This is a genomic window from Massilia jejuensis, assembly GCF_042656795.1.
Taxonomy (GTDB): domain Bacteria; phylum Pseudomonadota; class Gammaproteobacteria; order Burkholderiales; family Burkholderiaceae_D; genus Telluria; species Telluria jejuensis.
Genome location: NZ_JBHSMS010000029.1, coordinates 1 through 19,872, shown reverse-complemented (window position 1 = coordinate 19,872; position 19,872 = coordinate 1). Strand labels below are relative to the sequence as shown.

Annotated in this window: 25 protein-coding genes; 15 read left to right on the top strand and 10 right to left on the bottom strand. The window is 64.4% G+C overall.

From position 1 onward, the window contains the following. Positions 1-98 precede the first annotated feature (98 nt). Entirely contained in the window at positions 99-2,162 is a 2,064-nt protein-coding gene (locus ACFPOU_RS09380) for an AsmA family protein (protein WP_379719798.1), read from the bottom strand. A 231-nt stretch (positions 2,163-2,393) separates the two neighbouring features. Between ACFPOU_RS09380 and ACFPOU_RS09375 the strand changes: the two genes are divergently transcribed. The 6 genes from ACFPOU_RS09375 to ACFPOU_RS09350 all read left to right on the top strand — a co-directional run bounded on the left by ACFPOU_RS09375 (position 2,394) and on the right by ACFPOU_RS09350 (position 5,600). Continuing rightward, entirely contained in the window at positions 2,394-2,774 is a 381-nt protein-coding gene (locus ACFPOU_RS09375) for a DUF4398 domain-containing protein (protein ID WP_379719860.1), read from the top strand. 127 nt (positions 2,775-2,901) lie between these two features. Beyond that, complete coding sequence (locus ACFPOU_RS09370; protein ID WP_379719796.1) at positions 2,902-3,825, top strand: OmpA family protein; 924 nt, start codon at positions 2,902-2,904, stop codon at positions 3,823-3,825. A gap of 28 nt (positions 3,826-3,853) precedes the next feature. After that, positions 3,854-4,393 (top strand): ferritin-like domain-containing protein, encoded by a 540-nt coding sequence (locus tag ACFPOU_RS09365; protein ID WP_379719794.1) that lies wholly within the window; start codon positions 3,854-3,856, stop codon positions 4,391-4,393. Between the two features lie 44 nt (positions 4,394-4,437). After that, on the top strand, positions 4,438-4,770 hold the full coding sequence (locus ACFPOU_RS09360) for an ElaB/YgaM/YqjD family protein (protein WP_379719792.1): 333 nt from the start codon (positions 4,438-4,440) through the stop codon (positions 4,768-4,770). Between the two features lie 20 nt (positions 4,771-4,790). Next, complete coding sequence (locus tag ACFPOU_RS09355) at positions 4,791-5,177, top strand: phage holin family protein (RefSeq protein WP_379719790.1); 387 nt, start codon at positions 4,791-4,793, stop codon at positions 5,175-5,177. Between the two features lie 24 nt (positions 5,178-5,201). Beyond that, positions 5,202-5,600 (top strand): hypothetical protein, encoded by a 399-nt coding sequence (locus ACFPOU_RS09350; RefSeq protein ID WP_379719788.1) that lies wholly within the window; start codon positions 5,202-5,204, stop codon positions 5,598-5,600. A 175-nt stretch (positions 5,601-5,775) separates the two neighbouring features. Here the strand turns inward: ACFPOU_RS09350 and ACFPOU_RS09345 are convergent, their stop codons facing one another. After that, positions 5,776-6,141: a hypothetical protein gene (locus ACFPOU_RS09345; protein WP_379719786.1), complete on the bottom strand. Its 366-nt coding sequence runs from the start codon at positions 6,139-6,141 to the stop codon at positions 5,776-5,778. Positions 6,142-6,234: 93 nt separating this feature from the next. Continuing rightward, positions 6,235-6,708 carry an outer membrane lipoprotein gene (locus ACFPOU_RS09340; protein WP_379719784.1) on the bottom strand — a complete coding sequence of 158 codons (474 nt, stop codon included), beginning with the start codon at positions 6,706-6,708 and terminating at the stop codon, positions 6,235-6,237. Between the two features lie 205 nt (positions 6,709-6,913). Here ACFPOU_RS09340 and ACFPOU_RS09335 point away from each other — a divergent pair, with 205 nt between their 5' ends. The 3 genes from ACFPOU_RS09335 (at position 6,914) to ACFPOU_RS09325 (ending at position 9,222) form a co-directional block, all read left to right on the top strand. Continuing rightward, entirely contained in the window at positions 6,914-7,519 is a 606-nt protein-coding gene (locus tag ACFPOU_RS09335; protein ID WP_379719782.1) for a hypothetical protein, read from the top strand. Positions 7,520-7,581: 62 nt separating this feature from the next. Next, the gene (locus tag ACFPOU_RS09330; RefSeq protein WP_379719780.1) at positions 7,582-7,896 is read left to right on the top strand and encodes a BON domain-containing protein; all 315 of its coding nucleotides are present in this window, start codon (positions 7,582-7,584) and stop codon (positions 7,894-7,896) included. 60 nt (positions 7,897-7,956) lie between these two features. Further along, entirely contained in the window at positions 7,957-9,222 is a 1,266-nt protein-coding gene (locus ACFPOU_RS09325) for an AI-2E family transporter (RefSeq protein ID WP_379719778.1), read from the top strand. 83 nt (positions 9,223-9,305) lie between these two features. Here the strand turns inward: ACFPOU_RS09325 and ACFPOU_RS09320 are convergent, their stop codons facing one another. Both ACFPOU_RS09320 and ACFPOU_RS09315 read right to left on the bottom strand, forming a co-directional pair. After that, the gene (locus ACFPOU_RS09320; RefSeq protein WP_379719776.1) at positions 9,306-10,235 is read right to left on the bottom strand and encodes a YihY/virulence factor BrkB family protein; all 930 of its coding nucleotides are present in this window, start codon (positions 10,233-10,235) and stop codon (positions 9,306-9,308) included. Positions 10,236-10,411: 176 nt separating this feature from the next. Next, a complete protein-coding gene (locus ACFPOU_RS09315) occupies positions 10,412-11,437 on the bottom strand; it encodes an OmpA family protein (protein ID WP_379719774.1) in 1,026 nt (341 codons plus the stop codon). A 465-nt stretch (positions 11,438-11,902) separates the two neighbouring features. Between ACFPOU_RS09315 and ACFPOU_RS09310 the strand changes: the two genes are divergently transcribed. From ACFPOU_RS09310 to phbB, 5 genes are all read left to right on the top strand, one after another. Continuing rightward, complete coding sequence (locus tag ACFPOU_RS09310; RefSeq protein ID WP_379719772.1) at positions 11,903-12,508, top strand: winged helix-turn-helix domain-containing protein; 606 nt, start codon at positions 11,903-11,905, stop codon at positions 12,506-12,508. Positions 12,509-12,749: 241 nt separating this feature from the next. Next, the gene (locus ACFPOU_RS09305; RefSeq protein ID WP_379719770.1) at positions 12,750-13,499 is read left to right on the top strand and encodes a glutathione peroxidase; all 750 of its coding nucleotides are present in this window, start codon (positions 12,750-12,752) and stop codon (positions 13,497-13,499) included. Between the two features lie 28 nt (positions 13,500-13,527). Next, entirely contained in the window at positions 13,528-14,397 is an 870-nt protein-coding gene (locus ACFPOU_RS09300) for a M90 family metallopeptidase (RefSeq protein ID WP_379719768.1), read from the top strand. Between the two features lie 97 nt (positions 14,398-14,494). Next, positions 14,495-15,049 (top strand): hypothetical protein, encoded by a 555-nt coding sequence (locus tag ACFPOU_RS09295; protein WP_379719766.1) that lies wholly within the window; start codon positions 14,495-14,497, stop codon positions 15,047-15,049. Between the two features lie 130 nt (positions 15,050-15,179). Then, on the top strand, positions 15,180-15,926 hold the full coding sequence (gene phbB / locus ACFPOU_RS09290) for an acetoacetyl-CoA reductase (protein WP_379719764.1): 747 nt from the start codon (positions 15,180-15,182) through the stop codon (positions 15,924-15,926). On the opposite strand, the gene ACFPOU_RS09285 is transcribed toward phbB, so the two are convergent. The 5 genes from ACFPOU_RS09285 to hyi all read right to left on the bottom strand — a co-directional run bounded on the left by ACFPOU_RS09285 (position 15,923) and on the right by hyi (position 19,208). Further along, on the bottom strand, positions 15,923-16,285 hold the full coding sequence (locus ACFPOU_RS09285) for a TraR/DksA family transcriptional regulator (RefSeq protein WP_379719762.1): 363 nt from the start codon (positions 16,283-16,285) through the stop codon (positions 15,923-15,925). The genes phbB and ACFPOU_RS09285 overlap by 4 nt on opposite strands. 152 nt (positions 16,286-16,437) lie before the next feature. After that, positions 16,438-17,010 carry a hypothetical protein gene (locus ACFPOU_RS09280; protein WP_379719760.1) on the bottom strand — a complete coding sequence of 191 codons (573 nt, stop codon included), beginning with the start codon at positions 17,008-17,010 and terminating at the stop codon, positions 16,438-16,440. Between the two features lie 16 nt (positions 17,011-17,026). Beyond that, positions 17,027-17,887 carry a hypothetical protein gene (locus tag ACFPOU_RS09275; protein WP_379719758.1) on the bottom strand — a complete coding sequence of 287 codons (861 nt, stop codon included), beginning with the start codon at positions 17,885-17,887 and terminating at the stop codon, positions 17,027-17,029. Positions 17,888-17,985: 98 nt separating this feature from the next. Next, positions 17,986-18,351, bottom strand: a complete 366-nt coding sequence (locus ACFPOU_RS09270; protein WP_379719756.1) for a VOC family protein — start codon at positions 18,349-18,351, stop codon at positions 17,986-17,988. Between the two features lie 53 nt (positions 18,352-18,404). Next, positions 18,405-19,208: a hydroxypyruvate isomerase gene (gene hyi / locus ACFPOU_RS09265; protein ID WP_379719754.1), complete on the bottom strand. Its 804-nt coding sequence runs from the start codon at positions 19,206-19,208 to the stop codon at positions 18,405-18,407. Between the two features lie 270 nt (positions 19,209-19,478). Here hyi and ACFPOU_RS09260 point away from each other — a divergent pair. Continuing rightward, positions 19,479-19,872, top strand: a 394-nt coding sequence (locus ACFPOU_RS09260; protein ID WP_417568524.1) for a transposase, incomplete at its 3' end; no start/stop codon positions are given.

Here is a 19,872-nt window from a genome sequence, read left to right as displayed (position 1 = left end):
TACTTGCGTGCCGTATTCCTGTTTCAGCGTCAGGGTCAGAGTAAAGCCTCCACGATGTAGAGTCTGTTCGGCAACACACACATCGTTCAAGTAACTCATCAGCGCGTTTTCGCCTTGCCCGGCGCCGGCGCGGTCGGCCGTTCCTTGGCCAGCGCGACCAGGCGGGCGCAGTCGCTGTTTTCACCGGGGCCGGTATTGATCAGCGGGAGCAGGGCGGCCACCGGCGCCGCCACCGTGGCCAGCACGGCCGCGCCGCCCGCTTTCAGGGCCAGCACGCCCTTGTCGACCGAGACATCGGGTTTGCTGAACGGGCCGCGCACATACAGCGGGGCGCGCAGCGTGAACAGGCGCAGCGCCTTCGTCTCGGGCTTGATCGTCAGGTCCATCTGCTCGTTGGCGAGGTTGATCGTGCCTGTCACCTGGATGATCGCCTCCGCGGTATCGGCCACGAACACCTGCGACCGCATCACGCCCCGGTCGACGTCGAAGTCGGCCGCCAGGCAGTTCAGCTGCACCTGCTTGTCGCCGAACAGCTTGGTGATGATGATGTTGCCCACGTTCAGTCCCATCTGTTCGAGCAACATCTTGCTGATCGTGCCCTGGTTGACCAGCGCCTTGACCTCGCCGTTCGAGGACCCGAGCAGGGCCGCGACCGACGTGCCGGTGGCCGACAGCTGGGCGTCGCCGTTGATCTGGCCGACCGTCGCCTGCATCTTCTCGATGGTCGGGAACAGCTGCTTGATCTGGATATGGCGCGCGCTGACCTTGGCCGTGGCCGCGATCGTATTGCCCCTGGCGCCGCTGCCGTCCATGCGGATGGTCGAGCGCAGCGTGCCACCGGCCACGCCGAAGTCGAGCGGGGCGAGGGTGATGACGCCATCCTTCATCAGCAAATGGGTCGACAGTTTGCTGATCGGCAGCGCCTTGTCGCGGATGATCTGCTCGGCCGCGTAGCGCACGTCGGCGTCGATCGCCTTCCAGCGTTCGGTGCGGAACTCCTCGACCGGCAGCACCTTGCCGCCCGGCTGCACGGCGTCGACGCCGCGTGCCTTCTTGCTTTCGTTCGAGTCGCCGCCGATCAGCGGCGCCAGGTCGGAGAACACCAGCTTGCGCGTCGATACCGTGCCCGACAGCCTGGGGCGCGGCTTGCCGCCTTGATAGACCAGCTTGCCGCCGATATCGCTCGAGCCGACCTTGCCCTTGAAGTTGTCGTAAGTCCAGCGTCCATGTTCGCGGTCGAGCTCGCCCTTCAAATGGCCCGAGGTCGAGAAAGCCGGCGTTTCCGGCAGCGTGATGCCGGTGAAGTTATACAGGCGCGCCATGCTGCGCCCGGCCAGCGCGAGCTGCAGGTCGACGGCCTTGAGCCTGGCCGGGCTGGTGACGGTGCCCTCGACCGCGATGCGGCTCTGGCCGCTGCGCATGTCGGCCTGGACCGGGTAGGGCGCGTTCGTGTCCTTCAGCGACAGCACCTGGCCGACCCTGCCGCCGCCGGTGACCGGCGCGCCGTTGTAGGTACCGGCGACCTTGAAGCCGATGCCGTATTTCGGGTCGTTGTCCAGGGTGCGCACCTGGGCCGTGACGTCGGCCCTGGTGACGGCGTCGATGACGCGCACCACGCCGTCGGTCAGCACCACGCGCTCGAGGTCGAGCTCCCACTTCGATTCGGTGTCCTTTTTCTTGTAGGCCCAGTTGTAGTGGGTGCTGTCGGTGCGCTGCAGTTCCACATATGGCGAATCGAAGCGCAGCACCGGGATGCCGATCCTGTGTTGCAGCAGGCCCAGGGGATTGAGGGAGAACGAAAACTGGCGCACGCGCGCCATGTCCATCTGCTTCATGTCGGCCGGGTTGCCGACGCGGATGTCGTTGGCGATCAGGTGCGGCCAGGGCAGCCAGTCGCGCAGGTGGCGGTCGGCCTTGGCCATGCGCCTGGCCGGCACCTCCCACTCCACCGACAGGTTGCCGCGGATCGCGAACGGGCGCTCGATGGCTTCGCCGACCTTGGCGTTGAGCCATGGGCGGGCCTTGTTCCAGTCGAACGTCAGGATGACAATGACGGCGATGAGCGGCAGCGCGATCACCGTGAACAGGAGGCCGAAGAGGATTTTCCTCGTCTTGCCGCCGTGCTTGCGGCCGGTGTCGTGCTGGGGGGGGGTATCGGGCATGACGATCCTTCATTGGGTACCGGTCTTGCGGCCAAGCTTAGCGTAAAGGGAGTGGGCACCAATGTGCGGTGTCGCACGGTGCGCCCGATGAGCGGACGGCTTGCCAGTGCGATATTTCTTCTATGTGCGGCACCGAACCGAACTGGAGCGATAACAAGCTTATAAAGGTATCAACTTAAGTATCCACTTCGCGTTAACAATTTCGTACGACTACAGGAGAAAGACATGGACATGAATCGCCCGATGAATTCGCTGGGTCGCATCGCGGCATTGGCTGCCGTGCTGGCCCTGGGCGCCTGCGCCAGCCAGAAGGCGCCCGCAACGGCCGATGTCGCGGTGTCGCGCAATGCTGTCGAGAACGCGGTGCAGGCCGGCGCGGCCGACCTGGCTCCGGCCGAGATCACGGCGGCGCGCGCGAAGATGATGCGTGCCAACGAAGCCCTCGCGGCCAAGGATTACAAGCTGGCGCGCGAACTGGCGATGCAGGCCCAGGCCGATGCCCAGCTGGCCCAGAGCAAGTCCAATTCGGCCAAGGCCACCGCCGCCTCGAACGCGCTCAACGAAGACCTGCGCGTGCTGCGCCAGGAAGTGGAGCGCGCTAATACACAATAAGCGCAGTAAGCGCAAGCTGCTCAGCGCGCGGCAAGCGCACGCGCCACGCCGGCGTCGCGCACGCCGGCCCGCTGTTCACAAACACCCGACCGCGCCCCGCCCGGCGCTTCGATAGAAGGGAAAGATCATGACACCACGTTTCTTGAAACCGGCCGTTCTCGCCAGCGCCATCCTGCTGGCCGCTTGCAGCACCACGCCGATGACCACGCCGCAGCTGGACCAGGCACGCGCCGATTTCGTCGCCGCCAATAACAACCCGCAGGTGTCGAGCTATGCGCCGCTCGAATTCAAGCAGGCCAGCGATGCGCTCAATGCCGCCAACGCTGCCGCGGCCAAGAAGGAAAGCCTGGAAGACATCGACCGCCTGGCCTATGTGGCCAAGCAGAAGATCGCCACCGCCCAGGAAGTGGCCCGCGCCAAGGCCGCCGAAGCCAACATCGCCGACGCTTCGCGCCAGCGCAACGAAGTGCGCCTGGAAGCGCGCACCGCCGAAGCCGACCGCGCCAAGCGCGATGCCGCCCAGGCCCAGGCCGCGGCGGCCGCCGCCCAGGAGCAGGCCGCGATGGCCCAGCAGCAGGCCGCCGCCGCCCAGGACCAGACCCGTGCGATGGCCGAGCGCGCCGCCAAGCTCGAAGCGCTGCTGGTCGACCTGAATGCCAAGAAAACCGAGCGCGGCATGGTCGTCACCATCGGCGACGTGCTGTTCGCCACCAACGCGGCCAACCTGACGCCGAACGGAATGTCGACTTTGCGCAAGCTGGCCGATGTCATGGCGCAGAACCCGGAGCGTACGGTGCTGGTCGAAGGGTTTACCGACAGCACCGGCAGCTCGAGCTACAACCAGGACTTGTCGCAGCGCCGCGCCAATGCCGTCGCCACGGCCCTGGGCAGCATGGGCGTGCCGCGCGAGCGCATCGCCATGAAAGCCTATGGCGAAGCCTTCCCGGTCGCCGCAAACGACAACGCCGGCAACCGCCAGCTGAACCGCCGCGTCGAGATCGTGCTGTCGAACGACAACGCACCGATTCCGGCGCGCACGGCCAGCCGCTGATTCACCGCTGAATTTTCAAGGAAGCATCATGGAACATAGCACTATTCCCAAGGCGCATGGTTTCGATATCGAAGCCATCCGCCGCGCCGCGGCCAACCTCGACGACGGCGCCGTCACCGAGGGCTACGCGGCCGACCGCGAGGCGGTCATTGCGATGCTGAACGACGCGCTCGCTACCGAACTGTTGTGCGTGCTGCGCTACAAGCGCCATTACTTCACCGTCAGCGGCCCGAACAACGGTCAGCTGAAGGCCGAGTTCCTCGAGCACGCCCAGCAGGAGCAGGAGCACGCCGACCGCATCGCCGAACGCATCGTGCAGCTCAAGGGCTCGCCGAACTTCAATCCGGCCACACTGACCGCGCGCAGCCACGCCGAATATGACGATTCGGAGGATACCCAGGCCATGGTGCGGGCCGACTTGATCGCCGAACGCGTCGCCATCGAATCCTACCGCCAGATGATCGTGGCGCTGGGCGACAAGGATCCGACCACGAAACAAATGCTTATCGAAATTCTCGCCGTCGAGGAAGAACACGCCGACGACATGCACGACTTCCTCGTGCGCTGATTTTTTTTATTCACCTTTCACATAACCTACAACAGGAGTTCACCATGCTAGACACCACCACCCGCACTACCCGCTCGTTCGATGACACCATGCACAACACCAGCACCGACATGAAGGCCCTGGTCAAGGATGCCCAGGCCATGCTGACCGCGGCAGCCTCGCTGACCGGCGTCAAGGCCGATGAGCTGCGCACGCGCGGCATGGAACTGCTGGACCGCGCCATGGGCAAGGCCAGCCAGTACCAAGGTCAAGCTGTCATCAAGAGCAAGGAACTGGCAGAGACCGCCGATGTCTACGTTAAAGACAACCCATGGCGCACGGTCGCTGCCGCAGCCAGCGTCGGCTTGCTGGTCGGTATCTATCTGGGTCGTAAATAATTTCCGCCGGAGATAACGCCATGGAAAAGACCGAAACCGTCGTGCATGGTCCTGGACTGATGGGCGGCATCTCCGGCCTGGCGAAGAACCTGTTCGGCCTCGTCGTGTCCCGCGTGGAATTAGCGGCACTCGAGATGTCGGAAGTGCGCAACCACGCGATCGAACTGCTGGCGATCTTCGCCGGCGCCGTTCTCGCCGTGTGGTTCGCATTGGCCTATGGCACCGCGACGATCGTGATGCTGGCCTGGGACAGCTGGGGCTGGAAGATTCTGCTGGTGATGTTCCTGGTGTTTCTGGCGGTCACGGCCGCACTCGTGATGAAAGGGCTGGCCATGCTCAAGCAGGGCAAGCTCGCCTTCCCGGAAACGATGAACGAACTCCGGAACGACCGCGACGCGCTGCTGTAAACGGCCACCTACAGGGGGAGAAACATGGAAAAACACGATCACAAACATCACAAGGACGAGCTTACCGGACTGGCCGGCCACAAGCACAGCCGCGACCCGGTCATGCGCAAGGCCGAGCTGCTGCGCGAAGGCGAGTTCTATCGTGCAGGCGTGAGCTACGCCAAGGCACAGGTAAAGCACGGCGCGCGGCCCGAAGTCATGTTACATTCTGCTCTGGACCACGCGACATGGGCCTTGCGGGCCCGGGCTGATGCCCTGCTGAAACCCACCGGCACGAGCATCTCCGTGCTGATGCCGTATGCGCTGACCGCATTCAATTTCGTGCGCCAGCGCCGCTTGGGAAAACCCGCAGTGGCCGGCGCCATATTGATGGGCGTGGCGGGCTGGTACATGAAGAAGCGCCGCGCGCAGCGGGCAATGTAGGCAAGACCGGCGTGGCGGTTCCCGCTGCCATGCCATCCATCCCGGCCGCTAGCCTGAGCTGATGGGAAACGAATATGGTGGGGCTTGAGCGGCGTCGCAATCATCGATTGGACGCCGTCTTTTTTTGTGCGCGGCAAGCAAGACAGCCTGTCTCGCCCCTGGCCGCCGTCGCAGGCTAGCGAACCTGGCTTTCCACCTGGGCCGATGCTTCGGCACGCTCTGCCGCCATTTCTTCCTTCCATGTCGCCTGCGCCGCTTTCAGGCAGTCCGCACGCTCCGTCGCCGGACCCTGGCGGCAGGCAATCTTCGCTTCTTCGAAGGCGGCGCCGATTTCCTTCTGGCGCGTGCGCCGGCGCTGCTGGCTGGTCGCGTCCTCCCGGTACCAGCGCGCCGGGTCGCCGCGCGCGATCTCGTGCGCCTGCTTGTTGGCCGCCGCCGGTGCGACCAGGGTGTCGTTGCTCTGGGGGGCGTGCGCCGTTGCGCCGGCGGACGCCAGCAGGCAAGCGGCAAGCAGGCCGTATAGGGTGGTATGACGCGTCATCTCGACCTCCAAAAGCGAAACGGGCCGGCAAAGCCGGCCCGTCGATGCATCAATCGGCGGCATCAACCGATGCCCGCGCGCGCGCCGGCGCGATCAATAGCGGTAGACGCGGCCGTCGACCAGGCGTACGCGGTTGCCCACGCGCAGGTCGTAGACGCTGTCCTGGACCACGGTGCGGTATTCGCCGTTATCCATGCGCACGTTGACCTGGTACATCTCCTGGCCGCCACCTGCATTGCGGCTTTTCTCGATGTTGTTGCCGACCAGGGCGCCGCCGACGCCGCCGGCCACGGTGGCGGCGGTACGGCCGCTACCGCTGCCGACCTGATTGCCGGCCAGCGCGCCGACCAGGGCGCCGGCGACGGCACCGGCACCGCTCGTGCGGCCGCTGTCGGCCTGGGTGACCTGGATCGATTCGATGGTGCCGTAGCCCATCGATGCAGTGTTGCCATAGCCGCTGCTAGCGCCGCCGTTGTAGCCGGTGTTGTTCATCGGCGAGCTGGCGCAGCCCGAGAGCAGGGCGACGGCGACGGTGGCGGCGGCGGCGAGGGTACGTGGTGACTTCATATTGTTCTCCTGGCAAAAAGTGTGAGTCCAGAATATGCCCGCCCAACAACACGGTCTGTGCAATCACGCACTTTGAGTTGCTATTTTAATATTGCCAGATTCACATTATCTAATCGACATTCCTTGTTGTGTTCGACAGCGAACAGAGGAGATGGCGCATTCCGCGTAAAACATCATCAAGGTCACGCCACAGGAGAACAAGAACATGACAACCAAGCTTAAAAACGTCCATGCACTACTGATCATCGGTGCCGCCATGCTGTGGACGGCCCACGCCAAGGCGCAAGCGGTCGCACCGGCGCCGGCAATGGCCCCGGCCGCGCCGGCAGTGGTGGTACCCGATGCCAAGACCGCCTACAACACGGCACGCGACATGGCCGCCGCCAACTACAAGGTGGCGCGCGCACGCTGCGACGCCGTGACCGGCAACCCGCGCGATGTCTGCGTCGCCGAGGCGAAGGCCGAGCGCGTGCGGGTCGAGGAAGAGGCGGGCGCCGCCTACAAGAACACGCTGAAATCCTATACCCAGGCGCGCATGCGCATCGCCGACGCGAATTACGACCGCGACAAGGCACGCTGCGGCGCGGTAACGGGTAACGACCGCGACGTGTGCATCAAGCAGGCCAAGGCGACGCTGATCGCCGCCCAGGCCGATGCCACCGCAGACCGCAAGATGATCGAAGCGCGCAGCAATGCGCGCGAAGACAAACTGACGGCGGAATACCGGGTCGCACTCGAGAAGTGCGACGCGTTTGCCGGCGCGGCGAAAGACCAGTGTGTCGACGCCGCAAAAACCGCGTACGGCAAGTGACGTACCGGATTCGCTCACACGAGCAATTTTGACTTTGACTTGACCAACGAAAGGGATACATCATGAAAATCACCCAACGCCTCGCCACCGCCATCTTCACCGGCGCACTCGCCTTCACCATGGTCGGTTGCGCATCGGGTCCACAGAAGGAAAGCGCCGGCGAATACGTCGACGACAGCATCATCACCGCCAAGGTGAAGGCGGCCTTCGCAGCCGATCCTACCGTCAAGGCGACCGAGATCAACGTCGAAACCTTCAAGGGCGACGTTCAGCTGTCGGGCTTCGTGGCCCAGCCAGGCGATGCACAGCGCGCAGTCGAAGTCGCACGTGGCATCAAGGGTGTAACATCGGTCAAGAACGACATCCGCGTTAAGTAATTTCCCCCACGCCCGCAAGGGCGCTGGGCGGCGGTTTGGCAACTTTTATTTGGCAAACATATGCATCTCGCCAGTCCTGGATCGGTTCCTGCCGATCCGAACAATCCCGCCGCCCCGGAAGCCACGCCGGTCATCGTGAACGCGATGACCGACGCGGCCGACAAGCCGGACTTCGTGTCCGCCTCCGGCGACGACCTCACCCTGCATTCCGGCGGCCTGCGCCTGCCCATCCACGTCAATGCCCGCGGTCTCTCGCTCGGCATCCTTGCCACGGTCGCTTTCGTCTTCGCGCTCCAGTGGGCGCAGAAATTCTTCGTGCCGCTCCTGCTCGGCATCTTCATCGCCTATACGCTCAGCCCGGTCGTGCGCTGGCTCGAACGCATCCACATCAAGCGCGTCATTGGCGCCACCCTTGTCACCGCGCTTCTGATCGGCGGACTCGGCGCGACCATGTACCGCCTGCAAGACGAATTCTTCAATATCATCGACGAGCTCCCGACGCTCACGCAAAAGGTCACCAAGCTGGTGTCGAATGCCGCCAGCGGGCAGGGCTCGACCATCCAGCAAATGCAGAAGGCCGCCGCCGAAATCGAGAAGGCCACGGCCAGCGTCGGCCAGAACAAGGACGCGCGCCTGATCCAGCGCCGCCCGACCTTGTCGCAGCCGCAGTCGCCGGGCTTTCGCATCATGGACTGGCTGCTGGCCGGCTCGGTCGGCCTGGCCGCCTTCGTGACCCAGGCCACGATGGTGCTGTTCCTCGTGTTCTTCCTGCTGTTGGCGGGCGACACCTTCAAGCGCAAGCTCGTCAAGCTGACCGGGCCTTCGCTGACGCGCAAGAAAGTCACGGTCCACATCCTGGACGACATCAACACCTCGATCCAGAACTACATGTTCATGCTGTTGGTGACCAATATCCTGCTGGCGCTGCTGATGTGGGTGGCGTTGCGCTCGATCGGCCTGAACAACGCCGGCGCCTGGGCGATCTTCGCCGGCGTGGCGCACGTGATGCCGTATTTCGGCCCGCTCCTGATCACCTCGGCCACGGGCCTGGTCGCCTTCCTGCAATTCGAATCGCTGCGCATGGTGATCCTCGTCGCCGGCGCCTCGATGGGCATTGCCACCCTGGTCGGCATGGTCGTCACCACCTGGATGACCGGCAAGATCGCCAAGATGAACCCGGCCGCCGTGTTTGTCAGCCTGCTGTTCTGGGGCTGGTTGTGGGGCATGTGGGGCTTGCTGCTGGGGGTGCCGGTCGTGGTGATCCTCAAGACGGTAGCCGAGCGGGTCGAAGGGATGGAAGTGGTCGCGGAATTGCTGGGCGAGTAAGGCGCAGCTCATCCCTCCGGCAAAGAAAACGGCGCGGACCCTGGCGGATCCCGCGCCGTTTTACATGGCGTCGAAGAACGGCCTCAGGCCATGCGCTTCACGTTCTTCGCCCCGGTCTCGTGCGCCGGCTTGTGCCGCAAGCTCCCCAGCTGCAGCGCGTACTGGCGGGCAAACTCGGCCCCGAGGAAGAAGATCTGCGCAGAATAATACACCCACAGCAGCAGCGCGATCAGCGAACCGGCCGCGCCGAAGCTGCTGGCGGCGCCGCTGTTGCCGATGTACAGGCCGATCAAGAACTTGCCCAAGGTAAACATAGCCGCCGTGCCGATGGCGCCGATGATCACGTCATGCCAGGACAGCTTGATGCGCGGCAGCAGCTTGTAGATCGTGCCGAACATCGTCGCGATCACCAGGAAACCGATGCACGACGAAACCCAGCCGAGGATCACGGCGGAATCTTTCCAGACGCCACCGAGATAGTTTTCGACGACGGCCATGGCGGCGCTGACGACCAGCGAGACCAGCAGCAGGAAACCCAGCACCAGGATCAGTCCGAACGAGAGGACGCGGGTGCGCACGATGTCCCACCAGCCGGCGTCCTTGGGTGCGGGCACCGCCCAGATCTCGTCCAGGCTGTCCTTGAGCTCGGCAAATACGCTGGTGGCGCCTACCAGCAGCAGCACGGTCGCGATGATGGTGGCGAACTTGCCGGTCTCCTTGTCCTGCGCGCCGGCCAGCACCGCCTGGATGGTTTCGGCGCCTTCCTTGCCGACCAGGCCGCGCAATTCATTGAGCAGCTGGCCCTGGGCCGCCTCCGCGCCATAGAAGAATCCGGCCACGGCGATGACCAGCACCAGGATCGGCGCCATTGAGAACAGCGTATAGAAAGCCAGGGCCGCGCCCTTGCTGGCGGCACGGTGGGCCAGCCATTCCGTCACCGCGCATTTCAGGATGTGGGCGATTTGCCGCGAATAGGGGAACCATTGTTTTCTTTCGTTACTGACCGTATCCATACCAATTCTCCGGAAAAGAAAAAGGGGCACCAGGCCCCTTGGAAGATGGAAGAAGGCACCGGGTTCCCGGCAACGATTCTCCACGCTTCCAGCATGAGCGAAGTACCCCTCGAACCGCGCCGTCCGGCGCGGCATGGCGCCGCTCCGCCGCAGTGGCGGGGCGGCTCGTCAAGCGATTACTGAACGCGCTTTTCGATCGTGATCTGCTCGACCTCGACGCGGCGGTTCGGTTCCAGGCACTTGATCAGCGCGGCACGGTTCTTCTCGGTGCAGGTCACGACCGGATTGGCTTCGCCCTTGCCGTAGGCCTTCAGGCGCGAACCGTCGACGCCCTTGCCGACCAGGTATTCGCGGACGGCGTCTGCACGGCGCTGCGACAGCTTCAGGTTGTACTTGTCCGAACCCAGGCGGTCGGCGTAGCCGGTGATGTCGACGTCGGTGATGCTAGTATCGGCTTGCAGGGCAGCAGCGATTTCGTCGAGCTTAGGCTGTGGCATGTTCAGGGCGGCGCTGTTGAATGCGAACAGTTCGGTGGTCGACAGGGTGACCTTCTCGAAACGTGCCGGTGGCGGAGCGACCGGAGCCGGTGCCGGTGCCGGTGCAGCTTCCATCACTGGTGCCGGTGCCATCACTGGCGCGGCGGCCACTGGCGGCGGGTTGAACGCGTAGTTCAGGCCGATGGTCAGGTACTTGTTGTTGCTGCGGCTAAAGCCATACAGATCTTCGTGACGCAGGAAGCCGCGCACCGAACGCAGGTCCGCTTGCAGCGACAGCTGAGGGGTCAGGCTGGCCTGGACGCCGATGCCGGCGGTCAGATAGGGCGAGTTCTTGCTCACGCGGCGGATCGAATTCTCCACCTTGTCGCGTTCGACGCCGGCGCCGAACAACACGAATGGACGCACTGCCGAGCGCGACAGCATCAGCAGGGCATCGGCGCCGACCACGGTCTGGCGGTAACGTGCCGAACCGTCTTCAGCGCGCACGTGGGTGGCGCCGAACTGGACATCAAAGTTCTGGTTGACGGCTTTACCGAATTTCAGACCACCGCCCCAATCGCGGTCGTTCACGCCGAAGTCCGCGTCCGGCTTCATGCCGACGACGCTCGGCTGGATGTACCAGGACGGGTTGATTTCTTGGGCCAGCGTGGAACCGGCGGCGCAGAACATGGCGACAGCCAGGGCGATCTTATTCGTATTGTTCACAGGAAACTCCCATAAGTTAAAAAGGTAGTGTGACATCGCGTGCTTGACAGTGATGTTGGACTGAAGAATACGAGGCCGAGTTCAAACGGGTCGGTGCGCTAGCGCACCTAGGTTTACTGATGAGTGACAGATGTACAACAGATTCGCCTGGTAATTCTCATCCCTTTATATAGTGTGCATAAAACCGTGTAATTTCTTCAATTAATTATTTCCAAAAAATAGCGTTTGATTCGTTGCGTTTTTGCGACATCTATCCGATTGGAAATATTCGCCGAAGTTTCCGTGTGAACAGAAATGTTGAAATGCTTGGAGGAATCTTGCCAATGTGGGGTGGCGCACAGACCGGCCGGGCTGACACAGGCAATCTTGAGGCCAGTTAAGCGGAACCCGAGGTGTTGTCAGAGTGTCAGACCACACACAGCGACCCGGACCTCCCAGTCTCATTTTCTATTGGAGTACACCAACATGCATGCAACGACTCATCACAACGCGGTGCAAGGCGACATCGGCGCAGTGCACACTTCCAGCAATTCAGCGCTGATCGAACGCGTCCCGCCACAGCCTACCGAACGCGCGCCGATTTCACTGGCGCCGATTGAGCGCGTGCGGTCGACCTCTGCCACGCAGCGTCGGATCGAGAACATGCAAAAGCTGATCAACGAATTGTCGACCCACGAAATGCTGGCCGACGAAATCGCTTGGTTCCTGAAGTTCTCGCCGTCCGGCGCGCGCAAGTATATCCGCGACCTGCGCGAAGCCGGCGTGATCGAACTGGCCCGCTACATCGAAGGTACCGCCACTTACCTCGGCAAGGCCGTCTATCAGATCTGCCCCGACCAGGAACGCGTCAAGGCCTTCCTCGCCGCGATCTGCCAGCCCAAGCGCGAAGGCGTCGCGCCGCGCAAGGAACGTCCCGGCCTGCGCGAGCAGAGCATGGCCGGCAGCGGCCGCCACTTCCACATCCTGGCCGACGACACCCATTACGCGATCCGCGTGAACCGTAGCCCGGTGACCCGCGATCCGCTGGTCGCAGCCCTGTTCGGCCCGGCGCCGAGCCAGCTTGCCAAGTAAGTCGCTTCTGCCGGAAGGCGCAGCGGTGGAGACCCGAGGCGCATTTCCGTAACCGACGATCGCTGTCGTCAAGCAAACGCCGCGCATTGCGCGGCGTTTGCCGTTTACGCTTTACAATTTGCTCCGCTCGATCGTTTGCTCCTCACCTCCGATGCGCCGCGTGCACGCACGAACAACATTGAAAACCCGGCAACAAGCCCCACCTGCGGGCAAAGCCTCTCCACCGATGCAAAGGAACTCCATGCTGCCCACCGCCGAATCGCTCGCAGGCCAACCCGTTCCGCAAGTCACGTTCAAGGCGCGTGTGGACGACCAGTGGCGCGACCTGACGACTGAAGAACTATTCAAAGGCAAGACTGTCGTCGTATTCTCGCTGCCGGGCGCCTACACGCCCACCTGTTCCTCGACGCACTTGCCGCGCTTTAATGAACTGTCGTCGGTACTGCGCGACAACGGCGTCGACGACATCCTCTGCCTGTCGGTCAACGATACCTTCGTGATGAACGAATGGAAGCAGGGCCAGGAAGCGGACGGCATTACGTTCGTACCCGACGGGAATGGCGACTTCGCGCGTGGCATGGGGATGCTGGTCGACAAGCGCTCGCTCGGCTTCGGCATGCGTTCCTGGCGTTATTCGATGCTGGTACGCGACGGCGTGATCGAAAAAGCCTTCATCGAGGATGCCGACGGCAAGGAAGACGACCCGTTCAAGGTATCCGACGCCGATACCATGCTGCGCCACATCAATCCGGAGGCGCGCGCGCCGGAACCGATCGTCGTCTTCTCGCGTCCGGGCTGTCCCTTCTGCGCGCGCGCGAAGGCGGCGCTGTCGGAACGCGGCTTGCGCTATACCGATATTTCACAGGACCAGAAGATCAACAGCGGCGTATTGCGCGCGATCACCGGGCGCATGACCTGGCCCCAGGTGTTCATCGGCGGACGCCTGATCGGCGGCGCGGACGAGCTTGACGCGCACCTGTCCGGCGCGTGAACATGGGCGTCGACGCGGGAGCAGCCTGATGGAAGCCTTGTTGACGTTGGCGTTGCTGGGGGCGGGCGCGGTGCTGGCCTGGGCCTGGCCGCGCTGGCGCCTGCGTCGCGCGCTGGCCCAGCCGCTGGCCGCGCCCGCGCTGGCGGTGCTCGAACGCAATGTCGAGCAATACCGGGCCATGGACGGCGCGCAGCGTGCCCGCTTCGAACGCCTGGTGCGGCGTTTCCTCCATGAAAAAACCTTCGTCGGCTGCGCCGGCCTGGACATCACCGACGAGATGCGCCTGACGATCGCCGGCCAGGCCTGCTTGCTGTTGCTGGGCGCGCGCGGCGAGGCTGTCTATCCGACCCTGAGCGCGGTGCTGGTCTACCCGGGCCCTTTCCTGGTGCCGCGGCGCCAGGTGGACGCGGCGGGCGTGGTGACCGAGGAGCGCCAGGATCTGCTGGGCGAATCCTGGGGCGACGGCCGCGTGATCCTGTCCTGGGACCACGTGCGCCGCGCCGGCGTGGCGGTGGCGCCCTCGCATAACGTGGTGCTGCACGAATTCGCGCACCAGCTCGACAGCGAATCGGGGACGACCAACGGCGCGCCTTATCTCGGCAGCCCGGAGCGCTACCGCAGCTGGTCCGAGGTGCTGTCGCGCGATTTCGCGGACCTGCGCCACGATGCCTGGTTCGGACAGGAAGGCGTGCTCGACCATTACGGCGCGACCGATCCGGCCGAGTTCTTCGCCGTCGCCACCGAAGCGTTCTTCGAGCAGCCGCACCGCCTGGCCCTGCGCCACCCGGCACTCTACGAGGAATTCCTGAAGTATTACCGGGTCGATCCGCGCCAGTGGCAGGCGGCACCGGCGCCCGAGCCGGCGTGCGAGGGCATGGTCTACGGGCAGTGGCGCTAAGATCCTGGCGATCGGGTCCAGGCTGCGTGCGTTTCCGTACAGAGGGTGCAGCCCAGCAGGCGCATGCTTCGGGTAACCAACAATGCAGGAGAAGGCCATGTCTACGATTATTGCAGGGCATTTCGAAACCCTGGAGGAGGCAGACGCCGCCTCCAGCGCGCTGGCCCAGGCCGGCTTCACGCAGGAGCGCATCAGTACTTTCTACCTGAGCCAGGCCGGCCAGCATGACATGACGCCGATCGGCGGCGACAACATCCTGTCGCCCGGCGCCAGGGAAACGCCGGAAGGCGTGCTGCAAGGCGGCGCGACCGGTGGCGTGATCGGGGCCGTCCTCGGCGCCGCCACCGCGCCGCTGACCGGACCGGCCGGTCCCATCGTCGGCGGCCTGGTCGGCGCCCACGTCGGCTCGCTGTTCAGCTTTACCAAGATGAAGGAAGCCGGCGAAGGCGAAGAGGGCGGCCGTGCCCCGCTCGAGCAACGCAAGGCCGGCATGCTCGTCGCCGTCGCCTTCGACGATGCCGGCGACGAGGCGCGCGCGGTCGATGCGCTGCGCCGCCTCGGCGCGGTCCAGATCGAACGTGCGCGCGGCAATATCGTCGATGGCGACTGGGCCGATTTCGACCCATCCCAGGCGCCCGATATCATCCACTGACGCGACGGGGCGCGCGGCCCGTGCCGCGTGCTGCAGTCCTGGAAATCTTGATCCATGTCAAAGGCGGCATTGTGCCGCCTCCTAAACTTGTCGCTTCAGCCATTCAGGCCGTTCATGACAAGGGGAAAACATGGATAAGAACAAGGTTGCGTTGGTAACGGGTGGTATGGGCGGACTCGGCACGTCCCTGTGCCGGCGGCTGGCCGACGCGGGCTTCACGGTGGCGCTCACCTATTCGCCCGCGAATGGCGCGCCGGAGGGGTGGCTCGCGGCGCAGCGCGACGAGGGTTACTGCTTTCGCGCCTGGCGCCTCGACGTTACCGACGACCATGCCTGCGCGGCCATGATGGCGGCGTTGCTGGCCGAACTCGGGCGTATCGATGTGCTGGTCAACAATGCCGGCATCACGCGCGATGCCAGTCTGCGCAAGATGACCCTGGCCGACTGGCATGCCGTGCTGCGCACCAACCTCGACAGCGTGTTCCACCTGTGCCGCCAGGCCGTCGGCCCGATGACGGCGCAGCGCTGGGGGCGCATCGTCAACATCTCTTCCGTGAATGCGAACGGCGGCGCCTACGGCCAGACCAACTACGCCGCGGCCAAGGCCGGCATGCATGGTTTCACCAAGGCGCTGGCGCTGGAAACGGCGCGCCACGGCGTCACCGTCAACACCGTCTCGCCCGGTTACCTGCGCACCAGGATGGTCGAGGCCGTGCCGCAAGAGATCATGCAAGCGAGGATCCTGCCGCAGATTCCGCTGGGACGGCTGGGCGAGCCGGAAGAAGTCGCCGCGTTGGTTGCCTACCTGGCATCGGACGCTGCCGGCTTCATCACCGGCGCCGACATCGCCATCAACGGTGGCCAGCACATGCGCTAGCGTTTTTCCAGGCGCGTCTGGCAGCCGATGCACAGGCGCGCCTCGGGACATGCCTGCAGTCGCGAAAAGCCGATGTCGCCGCCGCATTCCTCGCACAGGCCGTAGCTGCCGTCGTCGAATCTTGCCAGCGCATGGCGCAAGACCTGGCGCCTGGCCGCATGGTGGCCAGCCGCTTCGAGCGCAAGGTCGTTGAGCAGGCGTACGGTGGCCTTGTCGGCCGGAGAGGTTTCGATTTCGGGAACCGGCAGGTCGCGTGCGCCGTCGTCCGCCGGCGGCTCGTCGGTGCGGCTGAGCGCCGCCAGCTGCGCCTCGAGCGCCGCATGCAACTGGGCTAGCTGGCCGGTATCAAGGGATGCCATGGGAAAGTCCGCACATGTCAAGGCCGCGCGGCAGGCTGCCGCGCGCCGGGCCGAAACCGCGAAAAACCGTTCATTGCGACCTCCCGCATGCACTGGTGCGCGACCAGTGTAGCGCGATGTGCGCCCCTTGAACATGGGCGCACGCGCGATCTTCAGGCCGGCTTCGGCGCGGGCGCCCGGTGGGTCTCGATGGCCTTGAGCTGGGTATGGATCTTGTCGAGCGCGGTGATGACCGAGGCCGCCTGGCCGGTGGCCGCCGCTCCCGCCAGGTGCAGCAGGCCCGCCACCAGCCCGGTAATGTCGCCGATCAATGCGATCTTGCGGATCTTTTCGGCCGCCGCCGTGGTCAGCGCCACCACGCCCTGTTGCGATTTGCCGAGCGACTTGACGACATAAGTGGCCGCGTCGGCATACAGGCCGTTGGCGCGCTGGCGCAGCAGCAATTCGTCTTCCAGCAGGGCGCGCGCGGCCGCCTGCACCTTGGCAGGCACGGCGTTGCCCTCGTAGGCGCGGATGTCGCGCACGATGCGCTCGTGGAGCTGGTCGGCGCAGGCGGACAGCTGGTCGGCCAGTTCGACGATCTGGGCCACGCTGGCCAGGCCGCCGTTGCTTTCGCCCGCCGCGGCCCCGGGTTGCGGGGCTGCCGCCGCGGCGCCGGCCACCGCGCCCTCAAACGCATCGATGGCCTGATCGGTGGTGTCGCCCTTCGGTTGTTGGTTCGCCATGCGGCCTCCTTGATGATCATTCGCTCGCGAGGCCCTCGCGGATCATCCGCAGGTCGCGTCCGTAATTGCCGAGCATGCGCTTGACGTCTTCCTGCTTGAGCTTGTGCAGGTTTTCGCGCAGCTTCTGGTGCCCGAGCGCCACCTTGGTCAGGCCCTGCAAGGCCAGATCGTAGCGGCGGTCGATGAGCTTGTACTCGCTGGCCTTGTTCAGGTAATGCACCTTCGCCAGGGTGACCAGCATCCGTTCGTTATTGCCTTTCGAAAAAGGCAGCTCGACGTCGAAGATGCCGAGAATCGTCTTCTTTTCATTCTCGTTGGTCTTGTAGTAGAGGCGGGTGAGCGAGATCATCGCTTCGAGCAGGGTCTGGACATCGGCATCGCCGTCGCGCACCATCGTCTCGACGCTGCGGTTCTGGTAACCCGATGCGATCGCCCGCGTCAGCAAGCGGGTCAGGCCGGTGTAGGCGGCGATATGGCGCTGCTGCAAGCCCGATTCGGCATTGGCCTTCAAGCCATTGCCGAGGTCATCGATCTGCGCGGTCAGGTCGTAGCGGGTGTCGCCTGCCAGCAGGCTCAGCGTCTGCATATAGAGCACGACCGCCTTTTGCACGCTGACGAAGTCCTCGTAGACGGCGCGCCGCTTGGCATCGTTGTCGCGCGCCAGCTTGTCGCTCGAGGCCGGCAAATAAGGTTGTTCGCGCTCGTACGTGTCGCGATAGCGGCGCGACAGTTCGCCGTAGCCGCCCAGCTTGGCGGAGGCATCGGCGAATTCGCGGACTTCCTGCAAGCTGACCGGGCCGCCGGTGGAAGCGCAGCCGCCCAGCAGCAGATTGAGAACGACCAGGCAGGTGAGGAGGGCAGGGCGGAAGAATGTCATCGGGTCCTCTCGACCCGGCGAAAATGCCGGGCGGAAAGTCCCCATTCTGGCAAACGCCGTGCAGGGTAGCGTTGCCGTGGATCAATTACAGAGTCGAATCAGGCGATCTTGGCACGGTCGAAATGCGGATTTTCGATGATGCCGAACAGGTTGCCATAGGGATCGCGCACCGTGGCGACCCTGATGCCTTCGCCGACGTCGGCCAGCGGCGATTCGACCGCCGCGCCGAGCGATTCCAGTCGCGCCAGTTCGGCTTGCGCGTCCTCGGTACCCCAGTAGGCGGTCGCTCCGGCGCTGCCCGGCACGCCATCCGGAACCAGGCCCAGCTCGAAACCGCCGACCTCGAAGCCGACATAAAAGGCTTCGCTGAAATACGGGTCCCTGCCAAGCACCGAGCGGTACCACTGCGTTGCCTCCGGCAGCTGCGTGACCGGATAGACGACGGTGCGCAATCCCTGGATCATGGCGTTCTCCTGATTGATAAGTGAACAATATTGCCGTAGCCGTCACTGCCTGTCTAGCCCTGCGGCGCCGACACCGGCGCGACGTGCTGCGTACCGCGCCAGCGCAAGCCCTCCAGCGTGCCCGCTGCCGGCGTGTACTCGCAGCCGATCCAGCCGTCGTAACCGAGCTCGTCGAGCAGCTTGAACAGGTAAGGGAAATTGATTTCACCTGTACCCGGCTCATGCCGTCCGGGCACGTCGGCCAGCTGGATATGGCGGATCAGCGGCAGCAGGTCGCGGATGGTATTGGCCAGATCGCCCTCCATGCGCTGCGCGTGATAGATGTCGAATTGCAGGAACAGGTTATCGACGGCGCATTCGCGGATCACGCTCGCCGCCTGGCGCGAGCCGGTAAGGAAATAACCGGGCACGTCGCGGTCGTTGATCGGCTCGATCAGCAGCGCCAGGCCTTTTTTCTTCAGTGCGGCGGCGGCAAAGCGCAGGTTGGCGATATAGGTGGCGTGGGCGCGCGCGCGCGGCACATGCGGCGGCAGGATGCCAGCCATGCAGTGTAATTGTTTGACGCCCAGTTCGTCGGCGTAATCGAGCGCCAGTTCGACGCTGTCCTGGAATTCGGTCATGCGGCGCGGATCGCAGGCCATGCCACGGTCGCCGCCGGGCCAGTTGCCGGCCGGGAAATTGTGCAGCACCAGCTCGAGGTTGTAGCGGGCCAGGCGCCCGGCTATCCATTCCGGCTCGCAGGTATAGGGAAACTGGAATTCGACGGCATCGAACCCGGCTTCGCGCGCAGCAGCGAAGCGCTCGAGGAAACTGAGTTCCGTAAACATCGTGCTCAGGTTGGCGGCGAATTTGGGCATGGCGGTCTCGAATATTGACAGCCCGCTATCGTAGCATTGCCTCGCCGACTGCGCAGGCCACGGCCAATCGTGCGGCCTTCGGGGCCATCGGGGCCGATGCGCGCCGATGGCGGGCGCATCGTGCGCACCGTGCCCACCCGAAAAAAAACGGCGCTGTCACCGCTACGTGTAGAAATTGAACTGCTGGGCGCTAGCGAGGTCGAACTGCTATTCGACCATCGAGCGGAGTCTGGCATGCAGGCAAGACGCTTCACAGCATGGCTAAGGCAATTGAGTACATTGACGAGGCGCCAGCGCGCGCACCTCGTGCAGGCGCTGCGGCCCTCGCTCGGGCTGGACCGGGTGTGCGAGGCGATCGACGGCGCAGCTTGCCTGCCGCCGCCTTGCCCTGCTTGCAAGAGCGAACGCAGCTACCGGCACGGCCACAGCCGCGGCCTGCAGCGCTATCGCTGCCGCGCCTGCGGCAAGACCTTCACACGCCTGTCCGGAACACCCCTTTCCCGGCTGCGCCAGCGCGACAAGTGGCTCGACTATCTGGGCCAGATGCTCGACGCGAAGAGCGTACGCAGGTCCGCAACGCACGTCGACGTGCACCGCAGCACCAGCTTTCGCTGGCGTCATCGCTTCCTTGAACTGGCCAGGCACGACCGTCCCGCGCGCCTGG